The sequence below is a fragment of the Brevibacillus sp. YAE8 genome (assembly GCF_057543335.1).
The window spans coordinates 261432-280051 of the sequence record NZ_BAAIYG010000002.1 but is presented as its reverse complement, the minus strand read 5'-3'; the positions used below and the strand labels follow the sequence as shown (position 1 = coordinate 280051).

16 protein-coding genes are annotated in these 18620 nt (G+C 55.8%); 13 read left to right on the top strand and 3 right to left on the bottom strand.

Annotated elements, in window-relative coordinates:
* Nucleotides 1-245: 245 nt before the first annotated feature.
* Complete coding sequence (gene murJ / locus AC27IT_RS04165; protein WP_007776648.1) at nt 246-1772, top strand: murein biosynthesis integral membrane protein MurJ; 1527 nt, start codon at nt 246-248, stop codon at nt 1770-1772.
* On the opposite strand, the gene AC27IT_RS04160 is transcribed toward murJ, so the two are convergent.
* Nucleotides 1747-3123, bottom strand: coding sequence for a phenylacetate--CoA ligase family protein (locus AC27IT_RS04160; RefSeq protein ID WP_309479520.1), 1377 nt, complete (start codon nt 3121-3123; stop codon nt 1747-1749). The two genes, murJ and AC27IT_RS04160, sit on opposite strands and share 26 nt — an antisense overlap.
* 187 nt (nt 3124-3310) lie before the next feature.
* On the opposite strand from AC27IT_RS04160, the gene AC27IT_RS04155 reads away from it, so the two are divergent.
* Nucleotides 3311-4948, top strand: a complete 1638-nt coding sequence (locus AC27IT_RS04155; protein WP_005829244.1) for a polysaccharide biosynthesis protein — start codon at nt 3311-3313, stop codon at nt 4946-4948.
* Between the two features lie 41 nt (nt 4949-4989).
* On the opposite strand, the gene AC27IT_RS04150 is transcribed toward AC27IT_RS04155, so the two are convergent.
* Both AC27IT_RS04150 and csaB read right to left on the bottom strand, forming a co-directional pair.
* A complete protein-coding gene (locus AC27IT_RS04150; RefSeq protein ID WP_005829242.1) occupies nt 4990-5847 on the bottom strand; it encodes a class I SAM-dependent methyltransferase in 858 nt (285 codons plus the stop codon).
* A gap of 27 nt (nt 5848-5874) precedes the next feature.
* The gene (gene csaB / locus AC27IT_RS04145) at nt 5875-6972 is read right to left on the bottom strand and encodes a polysaccharide pyruvyl transferase CsaB (RefSeq protein ID WP_487091609.1); all 1098 of its coding nucleotides are present in this window, start codon (nt 6970-6972) and stop codon (nt 5875-5877) included.
* Between the two features lie 463 nt (nt 6973-7435).
* On the opposite strand from csaB, the gene AC27IT_RS04140 reads away from it, so the two are divergent.
* The 11 genes from AC27IT_RS04140 (at nt 7436) to AC27IT_RS04090 (ending at nt 18539) form a co-directional block, all read left to right on the top strand.
* The gene (locus tag AC27IT_RS04140) at nt 7436-8383 is read left to right on the top strand and encodes a 50S ribosomal protein L11 methyltransferase (RefSeq protein ID WP_005829239.1); all 948 of its coding nucleotides are present in this window, start codon (nt 7436-7438) and stop codon (nt 8381-8383) included.
* A gap of 38 nt (nt 8384-8421) precedes the next feature.
* Nucleotides 8422-9597: a thiolase family protein gene (locus AC27IT_RS04135; RefSeq protein WP_025844136.1), complete on the top strand. Its 1176-nt coding sequence runs from the start codon at nt 8422-8424 to the stop codon at nt 9595-9597.
* 139 nt (nt 9598-9736) lie between these two features.
* Nucleotides 9737-10732, top strand: coding sequence for an LCP family protein (locus AC27IT_RS04130; protein WP_283858965.1), 996 nt, complete (start codon nt 9737-9739; stop codon nt 10730-10732).
* Between the two features lie 213 nt (nt 10733-10945).
* A complete protein-coding gene (locus AC27IT_RS04125) occupies nt 10946-12646 on the top strand; it encodes an AMP-binding protein (RefSeq protein WP_025844134.1) in 1701 nt (566 codons plus the stop codon).
* Nucleotides 12647-12851: 205 nt separating this feature from the next.
* Nucleotides 12852-13442, top strand: coding sequence for a fatty acid metabolism transcriptional regulator FadR (gene fadR / locus AC27IT_RS04120; protein ID WP_025844133.1), 591 nt, complete (start codon nt 12852-12854; stop codon nt 13440-13442).
* A gap of 117 nt (nt 13443-13559) precedes the next feature.
* Nucleotides 13560-14333, top strand: coding sequence for an enoyl-CoA hydratase (locus tag AC27IT_RS04115; protein ID WP_025844132.1), 774 nt, complete (start codon nt 13560-13562; stop codon nt 14331-14333).
* Between the two features lie 54 nt (nt 14334-14387).
* Nucleotides 14388-15155 carry an electron transfer flavoprotein subunit beta/FixA family protein gene (locus tag AC27IT_RS04110; RefSeq protein WP_283858968.1) on the top strand — a complete coding sequence of 256 codons (768 nt, stop codon included), beginning with the start codon at nt 14388-14390 and terminating at the stop codon, nt 15153-15155.
* 20 nt (nt 15156-15175) lie between these two features.
* A complete protein-coding gene (locus tag AC27IT_RS04105) occupies nt 15176-16135 on the top strand; it encodes an electron transfer flavoprotein subunit alpha/FixB family protein (RefSeq protein ID WP_005829227.1) in 960 nt (319 codons plus the stop codon).
* A gap of 122 nt (nt 16136-16257) precedes the next feature.
* Nucleotides 16258-16608: a hypothetical protein gene (locus AC27IT_RS04100; RefSeq protein ID WP_327944528.1), complete on the top strand. Its 351-nt coding sequence runs from the start codon at nt 16258-16260 to the stop codon at nt 16606-16608.
* 159 nt (nt 16609-16767) lie between these two features.
* Nucleotides 16768-17085: a thioredoxin gene (trxA, locus tag AC27IT_RS04095; RefSeq protein WP_005834940.1), complete on the top strand. Its 318-nt coding sequence runs from the start codon at nt 16768-16770 to the stop codon at nt 17083-17085.
* 257 nt (nt 17086-17342) lie between these two features.
* Complete coding sequence (locus tag AC27IT_RS04090; protein ID WP_005834938.1) at nt 17343-18539, top strand: ABC transporter substrate-binding protein; 1197 nt, start codon at nt 17343-17345, stop codon at nt 18537-18539.
* The last annotated feature ends 81 nt before the right edge of the window (nt 18540-18620 follow it).

Below are 18620 nucleotides of genomic sequence, written 5' to 3'. Positions count from 1 at the left end.
AGTCCTCCTACAGGTAGGGATTAACCTACCCATTATAATGAATCCGGCAACCTGCAAGCAAGCTGGGGCGGAAAGAGGTTGGTAGGAACGCTAGAAATAAGATATGATAACAGGTGTGTTTGAGACGGAACAAGCTGGGGAACCAGACGTCTCGATCTTGCTACGAACGAAGAAACAGGCTGTGCCCGATTGCTGTCGATGCGACGGACACCGTAGTTTTGAACGAGAGATAGGAGAATTGGGTCATGAGTTTGTTGAGGATTGCTTCCATGATTGTCGTGCTGACTCTCGTGGGAAGATTGCTGGGCTTTTTTCGCAGCGTGTACGTATCCAGTCTGTACGGCACAGGGATGGAGGCGGATGCGTTCAACATCGCCGCCACGATTCCGCTGACGCTGTTTCTGGTCGTGCCCGGCGCGATCAACGCGGTGCTGATCCCGACGATGCGCGGACTGATTGAAAAAAAAGAGCCGACTGGCGAGCTGTATCACAAAATGCTTGCGATCATTCTGGGAATATTCGCACTGCTGTCTGTGCTGGGCATCGTCTTTTCCCACCAGCTTGCCGCGATGTTCGGCCTGTCCGGGGAAAAGTTGGCGCTGACCGCCGAGATGCTGCAATGGATGTGGCCTTCCGCCGTCTTCATCGGGCTGACTGGCTTGTGGTCGAGCCTGTGCAATGCGCACCAGCATTTTTTTACCCCGACATTGGGGACGGTAGCAAACGGAGCGCTCGTGATCGCCGGCATGTATGTGCTCGTGCCGCTGTACGGAGCGGTGGGCCTAGCGATTGCGACGAGCATCGGCTATTTGGCGGCGATGCTTGTAATGCTGCCGACCTTGCGCGGCTTCGGCTATCGGCACCGCTTGTCGCTCGCCTGGCGTGACGACGCTTCCTTAAAAGGAATGGGGGAGCGCGTCATCCCGATTTTGATCGGCGCTGTCGTGGCACAAGCGACGACCTTTATGGAAAGAGGCTTCGCAGAAGGGGTAGGAACGGGCGTCGTCTCGGCGCTTGCCAACGCGAACCAGATCGTGCAAATGCCGATGGCGATTTTTGTCGGCGCGTTTACGCTGCCGCTGTTCCCTCTGTTGGCCAGCCACGTGAAACGGGGAGAGATGGCCGAGATGAAGCAAATCCTGCAAAAAGGACTTGCCTATCTGTTCATCCTGCTCGTCCCCGTCACGGTCGGACTTGCCCTGTACGCAGAGCCAGTCGTGCGGCTCGCCTTTGAGCGCGGCGCATTTGATGAGCACTCGGTTGCCTTGACGGCCTGGGCGTTGCCGTTTTACGGCCTGGGGCTGTACTTCCTGGCAGCGCGCGATTTGCTCACCCGCGCTTTTTACGCTCTGGAAAACACCAAGACGCCCGTCATTATCGGGGCGATCGGAATTGGCGTGTACGTGCTGGCCAACTGGCTGTTGATCCCGCTCTTGGGACACGGCGGCATCGCGCTGGCGAATGCGGTATCCGCCATCTGTCAGGCGCTCTTGCTGTTCGTCCTGCTCTGGAGGGCGGTAGGCAGCCCTGTCCGGGCGAGTTTTCTCAAAACGGCAGCCAGGACGCTTTTGGCCTGCGCGATCATGGGCGCGGCGATTGTGCTCGTCGACCCGTGGCTGTCGCTTCTGTCCGTCTGGCTGTATTTGCCGATCGGCATTGCAGGCGGCGCATTAGTCTACGTGGCCGTGATGGCGCTCCTGCGCGAGCCGCTCGTCTCCGAGCTGTTGCAAAAGGTCAGGAAGCGCTCTACTCCGGCGGCAGGACGCTCGTAAGCGGACATTCGCGGATCGCGTAGCGAATTTTTCCCGAGCCGGTAGGCGGGATGTGGTCGACGTATGACACCTGCACGCTCACTTCGCCCAGCGCGGAGCGGATTCCCGCCAAAAGCTTCGCTTCATCGGCGGGCAAAAAGCGGTCCGGCTCCTTCACGAGTTTCAGGCTCAGCCGCTGCGGCTCGTGCTGGACGATCTGGAAGGTGCGAAAGCTGTCCAGGTTGCGGACGATGTGGTTGAAGTAGTGGCCGTGCACGTACTGCCCGTGCTGGGAGATGAACATGTCGTCCTCCCTGCCGTCGATCGCTTCGAGCAGCGGAAACGAAATGTCGCACGAGCACGTTTTCGCAGAGAGCGCGACGACATCGCCCAGTTGATAGCGCAGGCGCGGCATCGCTTTGTTGTGCAAATCCGTGACGAGCAGGGCGCCGGGAACACCGGGAAACACGGGAATGTGCGTGAGCGGATCGACCACTTCCAAATAGCTGTTTTCGGAAAAGGCGTGCATGTTTCCGGCAGGGCATTGGTAGGCGATAATCCCGCCGTCGCGCGCGCCGTACTCGTTGACGACAGGCGCTGCGAAGGCGGCTGCGATCGCCTGGCGCTGATGCTCGTGCAAGCTCTCCGCCGTGGAGACGACCGCTTTGAGCGGGATGCCGAGCGTCGTGCCTCTTTGCAGCATCATTTGCGCGAGCGTGTACAGAGCCGAGGCGTAGCCGTACAAATAGGCGGGGCGGAACCGTCTGATGAGCTTCAATTGCGTATCCAGACGGCGTTCGTCCAATTCGTAGGCGGAGAGCAGCAAGCGGTTTTTCAGCCAGCGCTCCTTCCAGCGATATTGCCTGACCTGCTGCTGGTTAAGCTCCAGCGGCGAGCCCCAGAGCATGACACACGGGTCGCCGATCTGGATGCCGTGCCACGAGAGGCCCAGCCAGCGTGCCGCCTCGTAATGTTCGACAGCCGGACGGTCGAGGTAGAAGCGGGTCGGTTCCCCGGTAGAGCCGCCCGTGCGGTTTTGGATCAGCTTGTCGGTGCGAATCCCGCTGCTCAAGTACGCGTCGGGATTGCGCCGAAAACGCGTCTTGTCGAGGGGCGCAAGCTTTTGCAAAAAGCGTTCCGGCGCTTCCCGATACTCGCTCCAGACCTCAGTGTAGTCGGCGTAGGCCGGCACGTGCCGGACAGCGTGATCGAGCAGCCTTTGCAGCTTTTCGCGCTGGCGGCTTGCCAGCACCTCCCTGGACAAATGCTGGGCGGCTTGCAGCTTTCGCATGTACGGGCGCGTGCGGTTTTCCTTCAGTACCTCCATCAAGGGCCACTGTACTTGGCGAATCAAAAAACCCGTTAGGGCCATCCTTATTCCTCCTACGCTTCCCATCAGACGATTCGAAGAAGTCAATGGAATCTGTTTTTCACCAGTATTCCAGCCAAATTCCATCGATATACCTGTTTGCTGGAAGGAGGAAATGATAGTAGGATAGAGGGTGGGTTCATGGCGATAGCCAGCCCCCAAGTCAAAGCGACGCAAAAAGGAGTTACCCATGTTGAAAAAAAGTCACTTTCTCGCAGGGGCGCTGATTCTGGCCATCGCGGGAATTTTGTCAAAAGTAATCGGGATGTTTTACCGCATCCCTCTGCAGGAGATCGTCGGGGACAACGGTCTTGGACTCTATCAGGAGGTGTACCCGCTCTACCTGACTTTCCTCATTTTGGCGACGGCAGGTGTGCCAGTCGCGCTGTCGCGGGTCATTGCCGAGGCGCTCGCCGAGGGCAAGCAAGGCTCTGTCGGGCAGATTTTGGCGCGGAGCATGGTGATGATGGGCGGGATCGGGATTGTGCTGTTCGCGATTTTGTACGTCAGCTCGCCGCTGATTGCCAAGCTGATGGGCAACCCGCATCTGATCGAGCCGATCCGGGCCATTTCGCTGTCCTTGCTGTTCGTGCCGCTGATTGCCGTCATTCGCGGCTTCTTTTACGGCCATCAAAAAATGCTGTACGTCGGTCTGTCGCAGATCGTGGAGCAGACGTTGCGGGTGATTTTCATTCTGGTCGCTTCGCTCTACCTGGTCAGGCTGGGAGAGGACACCGATACGGTCATTACGGGCGTCAACTTCGGGACGATGATTAGCACGCTGCTCAGTCTCGGCTTTCTCGCGCTGCTCATGTGGCTGCACAACCGGAAAAACTCCGTGTTTGCACACGCAAAGTGGGGACGTCTTGACTGGTGGTACGATCGCGCGTTTTTCGGCTCCATGTGGCGAATCGCCTGGCCGATCTGCGTCAGCGCGCTCGTCATTCCGATTTTCAGCTTGACCGATTCGTTTCTGGCGATCAATATTTTCCGCTACATATGGAATGTAGACGGCTTGACGGCGGATACGTGGTTCGGCATTTACAGCCGGGGCGGCCCGCTTTTGCAAATGGCGAGTTTGTTCGGCTCCTCCATTGCGCTCTCGATCGTTCCTGCGATTGCGGAAGCCAAGCGGCAAAAAGACCAGGAGCGCGTCACGACCTTGACCAAGCTGTCGCTGCGCTTCGCCTGGCTGATCGGCCTGCCGGCTGGGCTTGGACTGACAGCCGTAGCCGAAGGGGCCAACCTGGCGCTCTACGGCGACATGGAAGGGACGCGGGCGATGGCGATTCTGGGCATCAGCGCGATTCCGCTCTCGCTGCTACTTGCGACCAACGGCATTTTGCAAGGGATCGGCAAAGAGAAAATTCCTGCGCGCCATCTGTTGTACGGCGTGATCGTCAAGGTCGCAACGACACTCGTGTTCACCTCCATGTTCGGCATGGACGGGCTGTCCTTGTCGTGGCTGTGCGCGACCGCGTTTGTCTGCATTCTCAACATGCGGGTCATCAGCAAGCTCGTGCAGGTGCCGATCCACTGGCGCTTTGATACGATTTATCCGCTGCTCGTCGCCAACCTGATGCTGCTGCTCGCATGGGGCGCGACCGAAGCCGTTGGCCTGCTGCTCGCGGGCAAGGAAAAAGTTCGCCTGCTTGGCGCCATCGAAACGGTTACGGGCGTAGGCGTGGGACTGGTCGTCTATTTGGGCCTGCTGCTGTTGATCCCGCTGATCGAGGACAAGGAGCTGGACTGGCTGCCTGGCGGGGCCAAGCTGCGCGCCTTTATCAACCTCATCCGCAAGAAACAGGCGTCGTCGAAGGCACAATAACGCAAGTTTGGCTGGGCAAAAGAAAATCCCCTTTCTCCACATCAGGAGGAAGGGGATTTTTGATACACGCAGACGACCATTTTGACGAAAAACTCGCGGAAGCCAGGCACGTTTGCCAAGCCCTTAAGCTGGTTGCGCAGCGGAATCTCGCGCTCGTAGACGGCAGGATGCTTCACGCCTTTTTGAATGTTGCGGAAACGCTTGATCGTCATCCGGTTGATGTAGGAGATCGTCTCGCTGCCATCTGGCCGTTTGTCAAAGCGGAACGAGATGCGGTCAGAACCGTCCGGCAAATCGCGCACCAGCTTTTTGTAGGCGTCGATCAGCGCCTGTTCGGAAAAGAGGGCGTGCACCCACGGAATGCCGATCGCGTCTGACAAATGCGCACCGTACGGGTGATAGTACGGCGGGAAGTTGATGTACAAGTGTCCGCCGGGCTTTAAGATGCGGAAGCACTCTTCCAGCGTCTTTTCCGGCTCGCCCACGTGCTCCATCGCGTCGTTCATGATGATCGTGTCAAACGTGTTGTCGGCAAAATCCGTGCGGGCAGCGTCGCCTGTCATGAAGGAAACGACGTCAGCGAGCCCCTTTTCCCGGGCAAAGGCATTGCCTTCCTCGGCGTAGTGCGGAACGATGTCAATCCCGATCATCTTTTTCGGGCCGAAGGTGGCGTAGTAACATGTTTTGCCACCGCCGCCACAGCCGATGTCCAGCACGGTTTTGTCGCTGAACATTTGCTCTTGGGAGTGGAAGGGGAGGAAAAACTGAATCGTCTGGTCCCCTTTTTGAAACTGCCATTCGGTATAGCTCATCTCCCCGTTGTTCGCCAGGTTGAACGGGTGAACGGGGAGCGGGAAAAGCCGGTTTAATCCGAGCAATACTTGCGAAGAAAAGGACATAAGCGCGTCCTCCTTTCCTGTAAAGCCTTATTTTCGCAGCGCCTGAAGCACCAGCTCGCTGCTTTTGGCCGCTTCTACCGCAAGCGTGCGGGAATGCGCGGTAACGACCTCAATCTCGGCGTCGAGCTTGTCGATTTTCTCGGCCAGCAGCGCGAGAAGCTGAGTCTCGTCCAGCTTCGTGATGTGGCCTGCATTCGGCATCCCGGCGCGCTCGACAAAGCGGTCGATTTTCGGATCGTAGGAGATGCCGATAAACGGAATGCGCAGCATGCAGGCGAGAATGAGCGAGTGCAGGCGCATGCCGACGACGTAGTCGCACTGTTTCAAAACAGACATGATATCGTGAAAAGTAACGGGCGCATCGAGTAGACGTGCTCCTGTCTGGGTCATCTGTGCCATGATTTCTTTGGATGGCGCCAAATCGCTGGGAACGTGCATCGGGAGAAACAGGACATTCCAGCCGCGCAAGACAAACCAGTCCGCCGCTTTGGCGATGGTCCGCTTGAACGCCTGTTCCTGCTTCCAGTCCCGCACGGAGATCGCTACCAAAGGCTTGGCAGGGTCGGCGAACATGCCTTGAAGCAGTTCTTTTCCGCGCGCATCCGGTATATCGTCAAGGGAGATCGTCAGGGCAGGATCTGCTGTGACATGGATCGGCGCTTTTTTGACGCCGCACGCCTTGAAGTCTTCTCCCGATTCATAGTCTCGCACGGTAATGACATCAACCCGGTTCACTACGCGTTTGATGACCTGGCGGCTGAGTGATTTGAGAATAGGGCCAAACCCTTGAGCGTAAAAGACCACGGGCTTGCGGAGAAGCTTGGCGATGGTGACGATGCCCAAATAGTAGAGAACACTGCGCGGACTGGTCACGTCCTGCATCAGCGTTCCGCCGCCCATCACTAGCATGTCGCTGCGCGAAAGCTCACGGACGATGGTTCCAAAGCTCCAGCGGTCATAAGCTTCAATCCCGAACAATTCCGCAGTCCGATCAGGTTGATTGGACAGAACGGCGAGAGAGATATTTGGTTGTTCCCGCGTAAGAGAGCTGATGATGCCGTACAGGACCACATCGTCTCCGGCATTGTTAAAGCCGTAGTACCCGGAGATGAGAATTCGCGACATGGAGTGAACCTTCTTTCTATATCAAACGTACAGGAAAAATACATTCTCAAGTATAATCGAGTAAACAAGAGGAAGTAAAGCGACCCCGGCACAAAACTTGGCGTCCCGGCTTTTCGCGATAGACCTTGGGCTAGCTGGTTTTCATAGGGTATAATGAAAGCGCGCGCGAACAATCGGGATGGGCGCCTTACGCGAACAGATAAAAGAACCCCATCGCAAACATGCCGATGCCGAGCAGGATCAAGGCAATCATCACGACGAGCAATCCTTTGTTTTTCCGGCGTCGGTAAAAAAATTCGTCAAACATGGCAAGCCTCCCTGCAGTAAAATAGTCCATTCTACTATCATACCATGTTCCCTAGCAAACTTGCCAACAGCAGATACAATAGCGGTACGGCGTTGCCGGGAACGGGCAAGTCAACTGCCATGTGGCGAAAGCAACCTGGAAGGAGCAAGATTCATCATGGAAAGCATGTGGTTGAAATACACCTTGTTGGTAGAGCAAATGACAGAGGATTTATTTGTGGCGGAAGTGTTGGGCAGCCCGTACACGCTCGGCTGGGTCGAGCCGCAGATCGAAATTTTGACGACGGAAAACGGCTATGATTACGCGGAAAATACGGAAGGGCCTGTCGTGGCGTACTTGTTTGAGCCGAAGCAGGATAGCGAAGAGGAGCATGTCGCGCGGCTTCAGGCGTACATTTCCCGCTGGAACGGCCAGGTGCAGGTCAAGGAAGTCGAGCAGGTAGCCGAAGAAAACGAGTCGTGGAAGGACGAGTTTCGCGAGGTGCGGGTCGGCAACTGGTGGGTGGCGCCTAGCTGGACGGACCCGCAGTTGCTGGCCGACGCCGAGCATGTGCTGTGGATTGATCCGGGGGCGGCGTTTGGTACCGGCTATCACGGGACGACGCAGGATATTCTTTTGCTATTGCAAGAGATGGATCTGACGGGCAAAGTCGTTTTCGACATCGGGACAGGCTCGGGCATCCTCTCCCTGTTCAGTGCGCGCAACGGTGCGCAGCATCCGGTCTGGGCCGTTGATATCAACCCGGAGAGCGAGTATCAGGTGCAAGTCAACGCGGCGAACAATGAGCTGCCAGAGGACGCGGTTCGCGTCGTGATCGGCGACGCTTCCGACGCAGAGGTCGCGGCCCAGCTCCCGCCGCAGGCTGATCTGATTTTGGTCAACATCGGAGGGGACGAGAACGTCTCCATGCTTCCGCTGATTCGCGAACGAATCGCACCGGGCGGGCAAATTATTCTCTCCGGGATCGTAGACTGGAATCGGGAGGCCGTGCTCGCGGCATTCGAGGAGGCGGGCTTTCAGAAGGAAACCGAGCGCCATTCGGACGAGTGGGTGACGGTGTTGATGAAGAATACGGCTGTGAACCATTTTGTAACTACTGTGTGAGAACATAAAAAACAATCATGACAGTGGAGGGGAAAGAAATGGAGCATGTCGTCATTGCTGCTGCCGGACGTACGCCAATCGGTACGTTTGGCGGTGTCTTAAAAGATGTAAGCGCTCGCAAGCTGGCGGAGGTGGCCATTCGCGGCGTCATGGCGAGAGCGGGCCTGGAAGCATCACAGATCGACGAGGTTATTTTGGGCAACTGCATCCAGCGCACAGATGAACCGAACATCGCCAGAGTCGCGGCTATTGACGCGGGGCTGGGCAAGGAAGTGACGGGCTTTACTGTGCAGCGTCAGTGCGCGTCCGGGATGCAGGCGATTGCCAGCGGCGCGTCGCAAATTTTGCTCGGCGAAAACGAAGTGGTGATCGCAGGCGGCACAGAGAGCATGAGCAACGCTCCTTACGTGTTGAAAAACGCCAGATGGGGCCGCAGGCTCATGCACGGGGAAATGACTGATGCGATGTGGGAGCTTTTGACGGACCCGCATCACCAGATTTTGATGGGCGAGACAGCCGAGCGTCTGGCCGACTTGTACAACATCAGCCGCGAGGAGCAGGACGAAATCGCCATGCGCAGCCAGCACAACGCGATCCGGGCAATCGACAATGGGCTGTTTGCGGAGGAAATCATCGGCGTGCCGATCAAAAAACGCACCGGAGAGGTCGTCGTCACGGAAGACGAGTTCCCGAGACGCGGCGTGACGATGGAGAGCCTCGCCAAGCTGAAGCCAGGCTTTCGCGAGGATGGCACCGTGACGGCGGGCAACGCTTCCGGGCTGAACGATGGAGCTTCCGCTGTCGTGCTGATGCGGGAAGCCAAAGCGAAGGAGCTTGGTATCGAGCCGCTCGGCAGAATCGTCTCGTGGGCGACAGCCGGAGTAGAGCCGGACCTGATGGGCTACGGCCCGGTGCCCGCTGTGAAAAAGGCGTTGGCGAAGGCGGGCATGACGCTGGCCGACATGGAGCTGATCGAGGTGAACGAGGCGTTCGCCGCCCAATACCTCGCTGTCGAAAAGCTGCTCGAGCTGCCGCGCGAGATCACCAACGTAAACGGCAGCGGAATCTCGCTCGGCCATCCTGTCGGCTCCACCGGATGCCGGATCGTCGTGACCTTGCTGCACGAACTGAAGCGCCGCCAGCTCAAGCGCGGATTGGCGACACTGTGTGTTGGCGGCGGCATGGGCATGGCGATGGTCGTCGAGCGGGCGTAGCAGCAAAAGCGTTTTCTGTTGCCGCGCGCACGAAGCACGTTTAAATCAAGTCTCCCCTGTTAAAAATGGAAGCAAGCCCTGCCTCTTGAAGCAGTAAAAAAAGGCAGCGGCTGTGCTTGCAAAGGGGGAGGCTTTTTTCATGGCATTTTTTTCATTTTTGAAGCAATACAAAAAACAGATCGCGTTTCACCTGTTTTCCTGCCTGCTGGCCGGAGCGCTCGTTGCGATCGGCTACAGTGCCTATCAATATAAGCAGATGACGGAAAAATGGTACGCGCCCCTCGACGGACAGGCAAAAGGCGGGGCCAAGCAGGCGGCTGCCACTTTGCCGCCGCCGCGCGACCTGTTGACGGGCAGCGAGCCGTTGAAGCCGTTCGTCGTCATGCTGCTCGGTGTGGACAGCCGGGACGGGGAAAAAGCGCGGTCGGACACGCTGATGCTCGCCGCCGTTCATCCCGCGAAGCAGTCCGCCTACCTCATCTCGATTCCGCGGGACAGCTACATGGAGCTGCCCGGCAAAGGCCATGACAAAGTGAATCATGCGATGGCTTTTGGCGGACCGAAGCTGGTCAAGGAGACGCTGGAAACATTTCTCGATATCAAGATCGACCGCTACGTCTCTGTGGACTTCGAAGGCTTCCGCAAAATCGTCGACGAGTTGGGCGGCGTCTCGATCGACGTCAAAAAGCGGATGAAGTACAGCGACCCGAGCGACGACACGTACATTGACCTGATGCCAGGCTTGCAGGTGCTGTCCGGCGAACAGGCGCTGGATTACGCGCGCTACCGCAAAAGCGACCTGGGCAAAGAAGACAGCGACTACCAGCGGATCAACCGCCAGCAGGAGATTTTGGCCGCCCTGGCGCAAAAGGGCACTTCGGCGCAAATGTACACGAAGGCGTTCAAGCTGATGGAGATTTTGGGCCAGCACGTCAAAACCGATCTGACCGATCAGGAAATCGCCTCGCTGCTGTTGAGCTACGGCGACGGGACGCGGAACAAAATCAAGACCGATACGCTGGTCGGGCAGGACGAGCGCATCTGGCACAACGGCATCGTAGGCTGGTATCATCTCGTGCCGACAGCGGAGCGCGAGCGGGTTCGCCAGCAGGTGCTCGCGGCGCTGCAGCCGTGACGAACGAGGGAAGGCGCTGAAAACAGACATACTCCGCTTGAACGGGACGACGAAGGCTTCGCCAATCTTTTTGGCGAAGCCACGTTTTCTTATCCAAAAACGTTTTTAATTGGAAAATTAACTATCTTTCGAATACAATAGCAATAAGGAAGAGATTATGAATGACGATCATAGGGGAGGGGCAAGGCCATTGAAGGGATGGAGGGAATGACTATGTCAAATGCCAAGCCTTGGATTGCCAATTACCCGTCCGAAACTGCACCGTCACTGGATTACCCCCGTATTCCGCTGACGCAATTTCTCGTGCAGTCGGCTGCATCGTACCCGGACAACAACGCGATTTACTTCATGGGCAAGACGATTTCGTACCGGGAGCTTTTGGAACTGTCTTACCGATTTGCCAACGCGCTGGTCAAACGGGGCGTGCAAAAAGGCGACCGTGTGGCGATCATGCTGCCGAATACCCCGCAAGCCGTCATCAGCTATTACGGCGCGCTGTTTGCAGGCGCGATCGTAGTGATGACGAACCCGCTCTACACGGAGCGCGAGCTGATTCACCAACTGGAAGACTCCGGCGCAGAGACGATCATCACGCTGGATTTGCTGTACAAGCGCGTAGCGCAAGTCCGCTCGTCCACACCACTCAAACGTATTTTTGTGACAAGTGTTGGCGATTTTCTTCCCTTATTGAAAAAATGGCTGTATCCGCTGGTCCAGAAAAAACAGGGGCAAACTCCGCAGGTTACATACAGCGCAGATGTTGAGCCTTTTCTTTCCGCCGTAAAAGAAAGCGCTGTCACCCCTGTCCATGTGCCAGTCGACCCGGAACAGGACATCGCCCTGCTCCAGTACACGGGCGGCACGACAGGGGTAGCCAAAGGCGTCATGCTGACGCATGCCAATCTGATCGCCAATGCGATGCAGTGCCAGGCTGTCCTCTACAAGCTGCGCAGAGGCGGCGAGCGAATTTTGGGCGTGCTTCCGCTCTTTCACGTCTACGGCATGACGACAGTGATGAACAAAGGCATTTGCATTGCCGCAGAAATCATCCTCGTGCCGAAGTTCGAGGTCAAACAAATTTTCGAGATGATCGACAAGCGCAAGCCGACCTTGTTCCCCGGCGCGCCGACGATGTACATCGCCCTGATTAATCACCCCGACCTGAAAAACCACGACCTGTCTTCGATCGAGGCGTGTGTCAGCGGTTCGGCGCCGCTTCCCGTCGAGGTCAAGGTCAAGTTCGAGGAACTGACAGGAGGCAAGCTCGTGGAAGGCTACGGCCTGACGGAAGCATCGCCAGTGACCCACTCCAACCCGATCTGGGAAAAAAGCATTACCGGCAGCATCGGCATGCCTTGGCCGGATACGGACTGTCGCATCCTCGACACGGTCACAGGAGAAGAGCTGCCGCAGGGCGAGGTCGGCGAGCTGGCGGTCAAAGGGCCGCAGGTCATGCTCGGCTACTGGAACCGCCCGGAGGAGACAGCCGCGGTCTTGAAGGATGGCTGGCTGCTGACGGGTGACGTAGGGTACATGGACGAAAACGGCTACTTCTACATCGTCGACCGCAAAAAGGACATGATAATCGCAGGAGGCTTCAACATTTATCCGCGCGAGGTGGAGGAAGTGCTGTTCGAGCATCCGTCCATCCAGGAGGCGGCTGTCATCGGCGTTCCGGACCCGTATCGCGGCGAGACGGTAAAGGCGTTCATCGTCTTCAAGGACGGCAAGCAGGCGAGCGAGGAAGAACTCGAAGCGCATTGCCGCAAGAAGCTCGCCGCCTACAAAATTCCGCGAAAGTACGAGTTTCGCACAGAACTGCCCAAGACGATGGTGGGCAAAGTGCTGCGCAGGCAGTTGCAGGAAGAAGACAAAGCTCGCCAGGAAGCACAGGACGAGATCAAAACAAGCTGACGCACAGATGCTGCCGTTCGGCTCGCGTCCCTTTGAGGAAGCGGCCATTTTTGTGAGCTTGCACGGGACAGGCTGTCGCCGTCATTCATGTTCACGCCGGGCAATTGACAGCGCCGGGTTCCTGTATTAAACTGATTTTATGAATGAATAATCATTCATTTCGGAAATTGTCTTATCATCATTGCGAGTAAAGATGGAGGTTATTATGGCAAAAAAAACGGGGGAAAAGTATCAAGCCATTATTGATGCTGCTGTACGGGTAATCGCCAGACAAGGCTATTACAGCGCCCAGGTATCCAAGATTGCAAAAGAGGCGAAGGTAGCAGACGGCACCATATACCTCTATTTTGAAAACAAGGATGATATCCTGATTTCGTTGTTCAACGAGAAGATGGGTCAGTTCGTGGACGAAAACCGCAAACGGATTTTCGAAGCGACATCCATCGAGCAAAAATTGTACGTCCTCGTGCATGCCCACTTGAGCCAGTTGGCCAAAGACCACGATTTGGCAAAAGTTACGCAGATTGAGCTGCGCCAGGCCAATCCGGTCATCAGCGAAGGCATCGGCAACGTGATGAAGCAATATTTCAACCTGATCGAAGAAATCATCCGGGAAGGGATAGAGCAAGCGGTGTTCCGGCCGGATCTGGACGTCAGGATGACGAGGAAAATGATTTTTGGCACGCTGGATGAAGTGACGACATCTTGGGTCATGAAGCAGTGCAAGTACGATCTTGTCTCTCATGTTGATTCCATTCATAACCTCTTCCTGTTCGGTATGAAGGGAAAAGAATGAAAGAAAAGCTTTTTTTGTGCGAAAACGTTTGTTACAATGGAAACAGCAAGACTGAGCGTTCGCTCAGAAGGGATAAATAGCCTGTTTGTTCATAGGGATTAGTTTGGGGGGAGAGGCATGGATTCGCATTGGAATGTAGAGATCGCTGATCGCGTCGCTGTCGTGACGATCAGCAACCCGCCCGCTAACGCACTGGGTAGAGCGGTGCTCGATGAATTGAGTGAACTTTTGAACCAGTTGGAAAACAACGCGGAAGTCAAAGCGATTGTCTTGACTGGAGAAGGCCGGTTTTTCATTGCGGGAGCCGATATCAAGGAATTTACCCAATTGGCCCCTGCTGAAGCGGAAGCGATGGCGAGGAGAGGCCAAGCGTTGTTCGACCGACTGGAGACATTCCCGAAGCCCATTATCGCAGCCATTAACGGCGCTTGCCTGGGTGGCGGACTGGAGCTTGCGATGGCTTGCCATATACGCTTTGCCGCAGTCGAAGCGAAGCTGGGACTGCCGGAGCTGAATCTGGGACTCATCCCTGGCTACGGCGGAACGCAGCGCTTGCCGCGACTGGTCGGCAGAGGAAAAGCGACCCAACTGATTCTCACCTCTGAGATGATCGGCGGCGAGGAAGCTTTGCGCATCGGACTCGTGGAAGCGGTATATCCAGCCGAACAGTTGCTCGCGGAAGCGAAGAAGCTGGCCTACGCCATCACCCAAAAAAGCTCTGTCACGCTCAGGCTCGCCCTGGAATCTGTCCACAACACCGTGCAGCTTGGCTCGACGGAAGGACTGGAGCAGGAAGCGAAAAAATTCGGCGAGGCATTTGCGTCAGAAGATATGAAGGAAGGCGTGGCAGCGTTTTTGGAAAAGCGCGCGCCGCAGTTTACAGACAAGTAACCCGATGATTGCAGCATCACCAGTACGAGGAACCATTAAGGAGGAGGCATCCTGATGAATATCGTGGTTGTGTTGAAGCAGACGTTTGACACAGAAGAAAAAATCGTCATCCAAAACGGGCAAATTTCCGAGGATGGCGTGGAGTTCATCATCAATCCATACGATGAGTACGCGGTAGAAGAAGCGATCAAGCTCAAGGAGGAGCACGGCGGCGAAGTGACAGTGGTAAGCGTAGGGCCGGACCGCGTGGAAAGCTCTTTGCGCACTGCGCTCGCGATGGGAGCGGACAAAGCTGTGCTCGTGGATGACGAGTCTTTGTTTGGCGATGAATACACAACGGCAAAAGTGCTTGCTGCGGTTGCGAAAAAAGTCGGGTTTGACATCATCATCGGTGGACAGATGGCGGTAGACTCCGGCGCAGGCCAGGGCGGCCCGCGTCTTGCAGAAGAGCTGGGCATCAACCACGTATCCACCGCTGTGAAGCTGGAAGTAGACGGCACCACTGTTCGCGTAGAGCGCGACGTGGAAGGCGATCTGGAAGTCGTGGAAACAAGCCTGCCGGTGCTGATTACCGCACAGCAAGGGCTGAACGAGCCGCGCTATCCTTCTCTCCCCGGAATCATGAAAGCGAAGAAAAAGCCGCTGGAGCGACTCAGCGCAGACGATTTGGGCCTGAATGCCGAAGCAGTGAAGGCAAAAACCGAGATCGTCGACCAGACCTTGCCAGCGAAAAAGCAGGCGGGCCGCATTCTCACTGGCGATTTGGCAGCCCAGACGTCGGAATTGGTGCAACTGTTGCGCAATGAAGCGAAAGTGATCTAAGCGAGAGGGAGAGGATATCCATGAAAAAAGTACTTGTACTCACAGAAGTACGTGACGGACAACTTCGCAACGTGTCGCTGGAAGCGTTGGCTGCAGCACAAGCATTGGCCGAGGGTGGCGAAATCGTCGCGGGAGTATTCGGGGCAGACGCGGCAGCGCATGCGCCAGTATTGGCACAGCATGGAGCAAGCACGGTTTACACGGCGGATCACGAGGCACTCGCCCAGTACACGCCTGACGCCTATACACAAGCACTTGTGCAGTTGATCGAGCTGGCCTCTCCTGATGCCGTTATTTTGGGGCATACGGCAATCGGCCGCGACGTCGCGCCGCGGGTGGCGGCGAAGCTCGGCTACGGCCTGGTCTCCGATGTGACGAGCATCGAAGCGGGTCCTGTGTTCGTTCGTCCGATTTATGCGGGCAAAGCTTTCCAACAACGCAAATTCGTAGACGGGAAAATTTTCATCACCATCCGTCCAAACAATATCGCTATCGGCACGCCGGACGCTGCGAAAAAGGCGATTGTCGTTCCGGTTGACCTGGAAATCAAAGACTTGCGCACGATTGTCAAAGAAGTCGTGCGCAAAACAAGCGGCAAAGTGGACTTGTCCGAAGCGAAAGTCGTCATCTCCGGCGGCCGCGGCGTGAAGAGCGCGGAAGGCTTCCAGCCGCTGTATGAGCTGGCAGACGTGCTCGGTGCGGCTGTAGGCGCGTCCCGTGGCGCGTGCGACGCCGACTACTGCGACTACTCGATGCAAATCGGGCAGACGGGAAAAGTCGTAACGCCTGACCTGTACATTGCGTGCGGCATTTCCGGGGCGATCCAGCACTTGGCGGGCATGTCCAGCTCCAAGGTGATCGTCGCGATCAACAAAGACCCGGAAGCGCCGATCTTCCAGGTGGCGGATTACGGCATCGTAGGCGATCTGTTCGAAGTGTTGCCACTGCTTACTGCCGAATTCAAAAAAGTGTTGGTCTAAGGCTGAGCAGGCCGTTGAAAATGTCAAGAAGCGTCCCGCAAGAGGGGACGCTTTTTTTGTCTCAAGCCCTTACGTTACACTGTTCTTGCTTGTTATAATAAACCCAAGGAGAGGTGAGCGGCATGAGTGAAGAGCTGTTGCAACAACTGATTCACATGGTGGGGGAGAACAACCGGATCGTCAAAGAGGTTCAGCAGGAGCTGCGGGAGTTCAAGGCAGAGATGTACGAGTTCAGGGCGGAAATGTACGCGTTTCGTGAAGAGATGTACGCGTTTCGTGAAGAGATGTACGCGTTTCGTGAAGAGATGTACGCATTTCGTGAAGAGATGTACGACTTCCGCGACGACGCGATTCAGCGGCTGGAGCGTTTGGAGCGCCAAGACAAGCTGATCGAGGCCGATATCGACCTGCTGCACAAAAAGGTGAGCGATCATGAGCGGGAAATCAATCGCATCAAGCAAGTAGGGCAATAAAGCAAAAAGCAACCGATAAGGGAAGAAGCGACTGGATAGACTATAGCGTGAAGTGCGCACAAAGTGCGGGGCGCCATAGTCATTTTTGTTTTTGGATGATATACTGAAGTAGCATTTGACCCTTTTTTAGTAATTGACTTTTCGAGGAGGTAACTTTCCATGGCAATTGTTAATGCAACTGACAACACCTTTTCCCAGGAAGTAGAGCAAGGCGGTACGGTCCTGGTTGACTTCTGGGCTCCTTGGTGCGGCCCTTGCAAAATGATCGCTCCTGTGCTGGAGCAAATCGACGGCGAAGTCGGCTCCAAGCTCAAAATCGTCAAAGTAAACGTTGACGACAATCCGGATTCTGCAGGCCGTTTTGGCGTTATGTCCATCCCGACCTTGATCGTCTTCAAGGATGGCCAGCCTGTCGATAAAGTAATCGGTTTCCAACCAAAAGAAGCTCTCATGGCAACCGTAGGCAAACACCTGTAAACAAGCAAACAGACAGCATGAGAAAGCGGCGAGAACAAGCCGCTTTTCTCATTCCCGAAACGCTGCCGCACCCGTTTTTGGACGAGCATAATTGTAAGCGCATTCAACGTGATGGTACATAATGGTTGCGGCTTCCAACCGAGCGATCGTTTGTCAAAAAATTAAGTTTACTCAGAGAAAATTATTTGCCTTTTTTGAATGCTTTTATTAAACTTCATATATTCAGTCTATTTAGAAAGATTAAGGGAGGCTTTTCGATGAAGGTGAAGGGGTTTCAGTTGTGGCGATCTCTGGCAACGATTTCGTTAGGCGCAGTGTTGATGGCGGGATGTGGAAGCGGGGGAGGAACTTCCAGCACGCCAGCAGCAGGGAACAGCGATTCGCAGCCGGCAGCCAGTGCAGACGGGCAAGAATTTACGGCTAAAATCGGTGTGGTCAGCTTTCTCTCCGGTTCTGGCGCAGCATACGGGGAAGCGCAAAAGGCAGGCTTGGAACTGGCATTGGGCGAGCTGAATGAAGCGAATAAAGGCAAGCTCAAGATCGAGCTTAAGTTCGAGGATTCGGCGGGGGAAAAAGACGGAGCGATCAACGCCGTAAATAAACTGATTAATCAGGATAATGTCGTCGCGATCATCGGGCCGACGCTCTCGGGCGAAATGTTCGCTGCCGGACCAGTCGCGAACGAATCGGAAACGCCGATCTTCGGTATTTCCAACACATCCGAGGGCATCAACGACATCGGCGAATACGTCTTCCGCAACTCGCTGCCTGAATCGATTGCGATTCCGACAGCAATGAAAGCGGCAGTCGAGAAAAACGGCCTGAAAAAAGTGGCGCTCATTTACGCTTCCAACGACGATTTCTCTGTGAATGGCTACAAGGTCATGAAAGCTACGGCTGAAAAAATGGGCCTGGAAATTACCGGGGAAGCGACTTTTGCTAACGGAGACGTCGACTTTTCCGCCCAACTGACCAAGCTGAAACAAGGCAACCCGGACGCGCTGCTCGTATCTGCGCTGTACAAAGAAGGCTCCATGGTTGTGAAAAAAGCGCGCGAGCTCGGCATCACCGGAACGATCCTTGGCGGCAATGGTTTCAATAATCCGAAAGTTTTTGAAATTGCAGGCCCGGCAGCCGAAGGGTTGATTGTGGCGACTCCGTTCAGCCCTGAGAAGCAGGACGAAAAGGTACAAGCCTTTGTCAAGGCGTTCGAAGCCAAATACAACAAGAAGCCTGACCAATTCGCAGCGCAAGCGTACGATTCGCTGTACATCATGTCGCAGTCTCTGCTTGCAGCAGGCAAAGCCGAGCGTGAAGCGTTGCGCGAACAGCTTGCCCAGTTGAAAGACTTTACGGGTGTATCCGGCAAGCTTTCCTTCGATGAGAAGCGCAACCCGATCGGAGACGCAGTAGTCGTTGTCGCGAAAGATGGAAAATTCGTCCCGTTTGAATAGGATGATGCCCGGGGCAACCCGGGCTCTTCTTTCCCATCGGCAATGACGTTTTCTCGCTGGATCAGAAAGGACGAGGCGTGC

Bases quoted from the DNA above. Each gene is read 5' to 3' on its own strand.
- murJ (WP_007776648.1), top strand. From the start codon at position 246: ATGAGTTTGTTGAGGATTGCTTCCATGATTGTCGTGCTGACTCTCGTG.
- AC27IT_RS04160 (WP_309479520.1), bottom strand. From the start codon at position 3,123: ATGGCCCTAACGGGTTTTTTGATTCGCCAAGTACAGTGGCCCTTGATG.
- AC27IT_RS04155 (WP_005829244.1), top strand. From the start codon at position 3,311: ATGTTGAAAAAAAGTCACTTTCTCGCAGGGGCGCTGATTCTGGCCATC.
- AC27IT_RS04150 (WP_005829242.1), bottom strand. From the start codon at position 5,847: ATGTCCTTTTCTTCGCAAGTATTGCTCGGATTAAACCGGCTTTTCCCG.
- csaB (WP_487091609.1), bottom strand. From the start codon at position 6,972: ATGTCGCGAATTCTCATCTCCGGGTACTACGGCTTTAACAATGCCGGA.
- AC27IT_RS04140 (WP_005829239.1), top strand. From the start codon at position 7,436: ATGGAAAGCATGTGGTTGAAATACACCTTGTTGGTAGAGCAAATGACA.
- AC27IT_RS04135 (WP_025844136.1), top strand. From the start codon at position 8,422: ATGGAGCATGTCGTCATTGCTGCTGCCGGACGTACGCCAATCGGTACG.
- AC27IT_RS04130 (WP_283858965.1), top strand. From the start codon at position 9,737: ATGGCATTTTTTTCATTTTTGAAGCAATACAAAAAACAGATCGCGTTT.
- AC27IT_RS04125 (WP_025844134.1), top strand. From the start codon at position 10,946: ATGTCAAATGCCAAGCCTTGGATTGCCAATTACCCGTCCGAAACTGCA.
- fadR (WP_025844133.1), top strand. From the start codon at position 12,852: ATGGCAAAAAAAACGGGGGAAAAGTATCAAGCCATTATTGATGCTGCT.
- AC27IT_RS04115 (WP_025844132.1), top strand. From the start codon at position 13,560: ATGGATTCGCATTGGAATGTAGAGATCGCTGATCGCGTCGCTGTCGTG.
- AC27IT_RS04110 (WP_283858968.1), top strand. From the start codon at position 14,388: ATGAATATCGTGGTTGTGTTGAAGCAGACGTTTGACACAGAAGAAAAA.
- AC27IT_RS04105 (WP_005829227.1), top strand. From the start codon at position 15,176: ATGAAAAAAGTACTTGTACTCACAGAAGTACGTGACGGACAACTTCGC.
- AC27IT_RS04100 (WP_327944528.1), top strand. From the start codon at position 16,258: ATGAGTGAAGAGCTGTTGCAACAACTGATTCACATGGTGGGGGAGAAC.
- trxA (WP_005834940.1), top strand. From the start codon at position 16,768: ATGGCAATTGTTAATGCAACTGACAACACCTTTTCCCAGGAAGTAGAG.
- AC27IT_RS04090 (WP_005834938.1), top strand. From the start codon at position 17,343: ATGAAGGTGAAGGGGTTTCAGTTGTGGCGATCTCTGGCAACGATTTCG.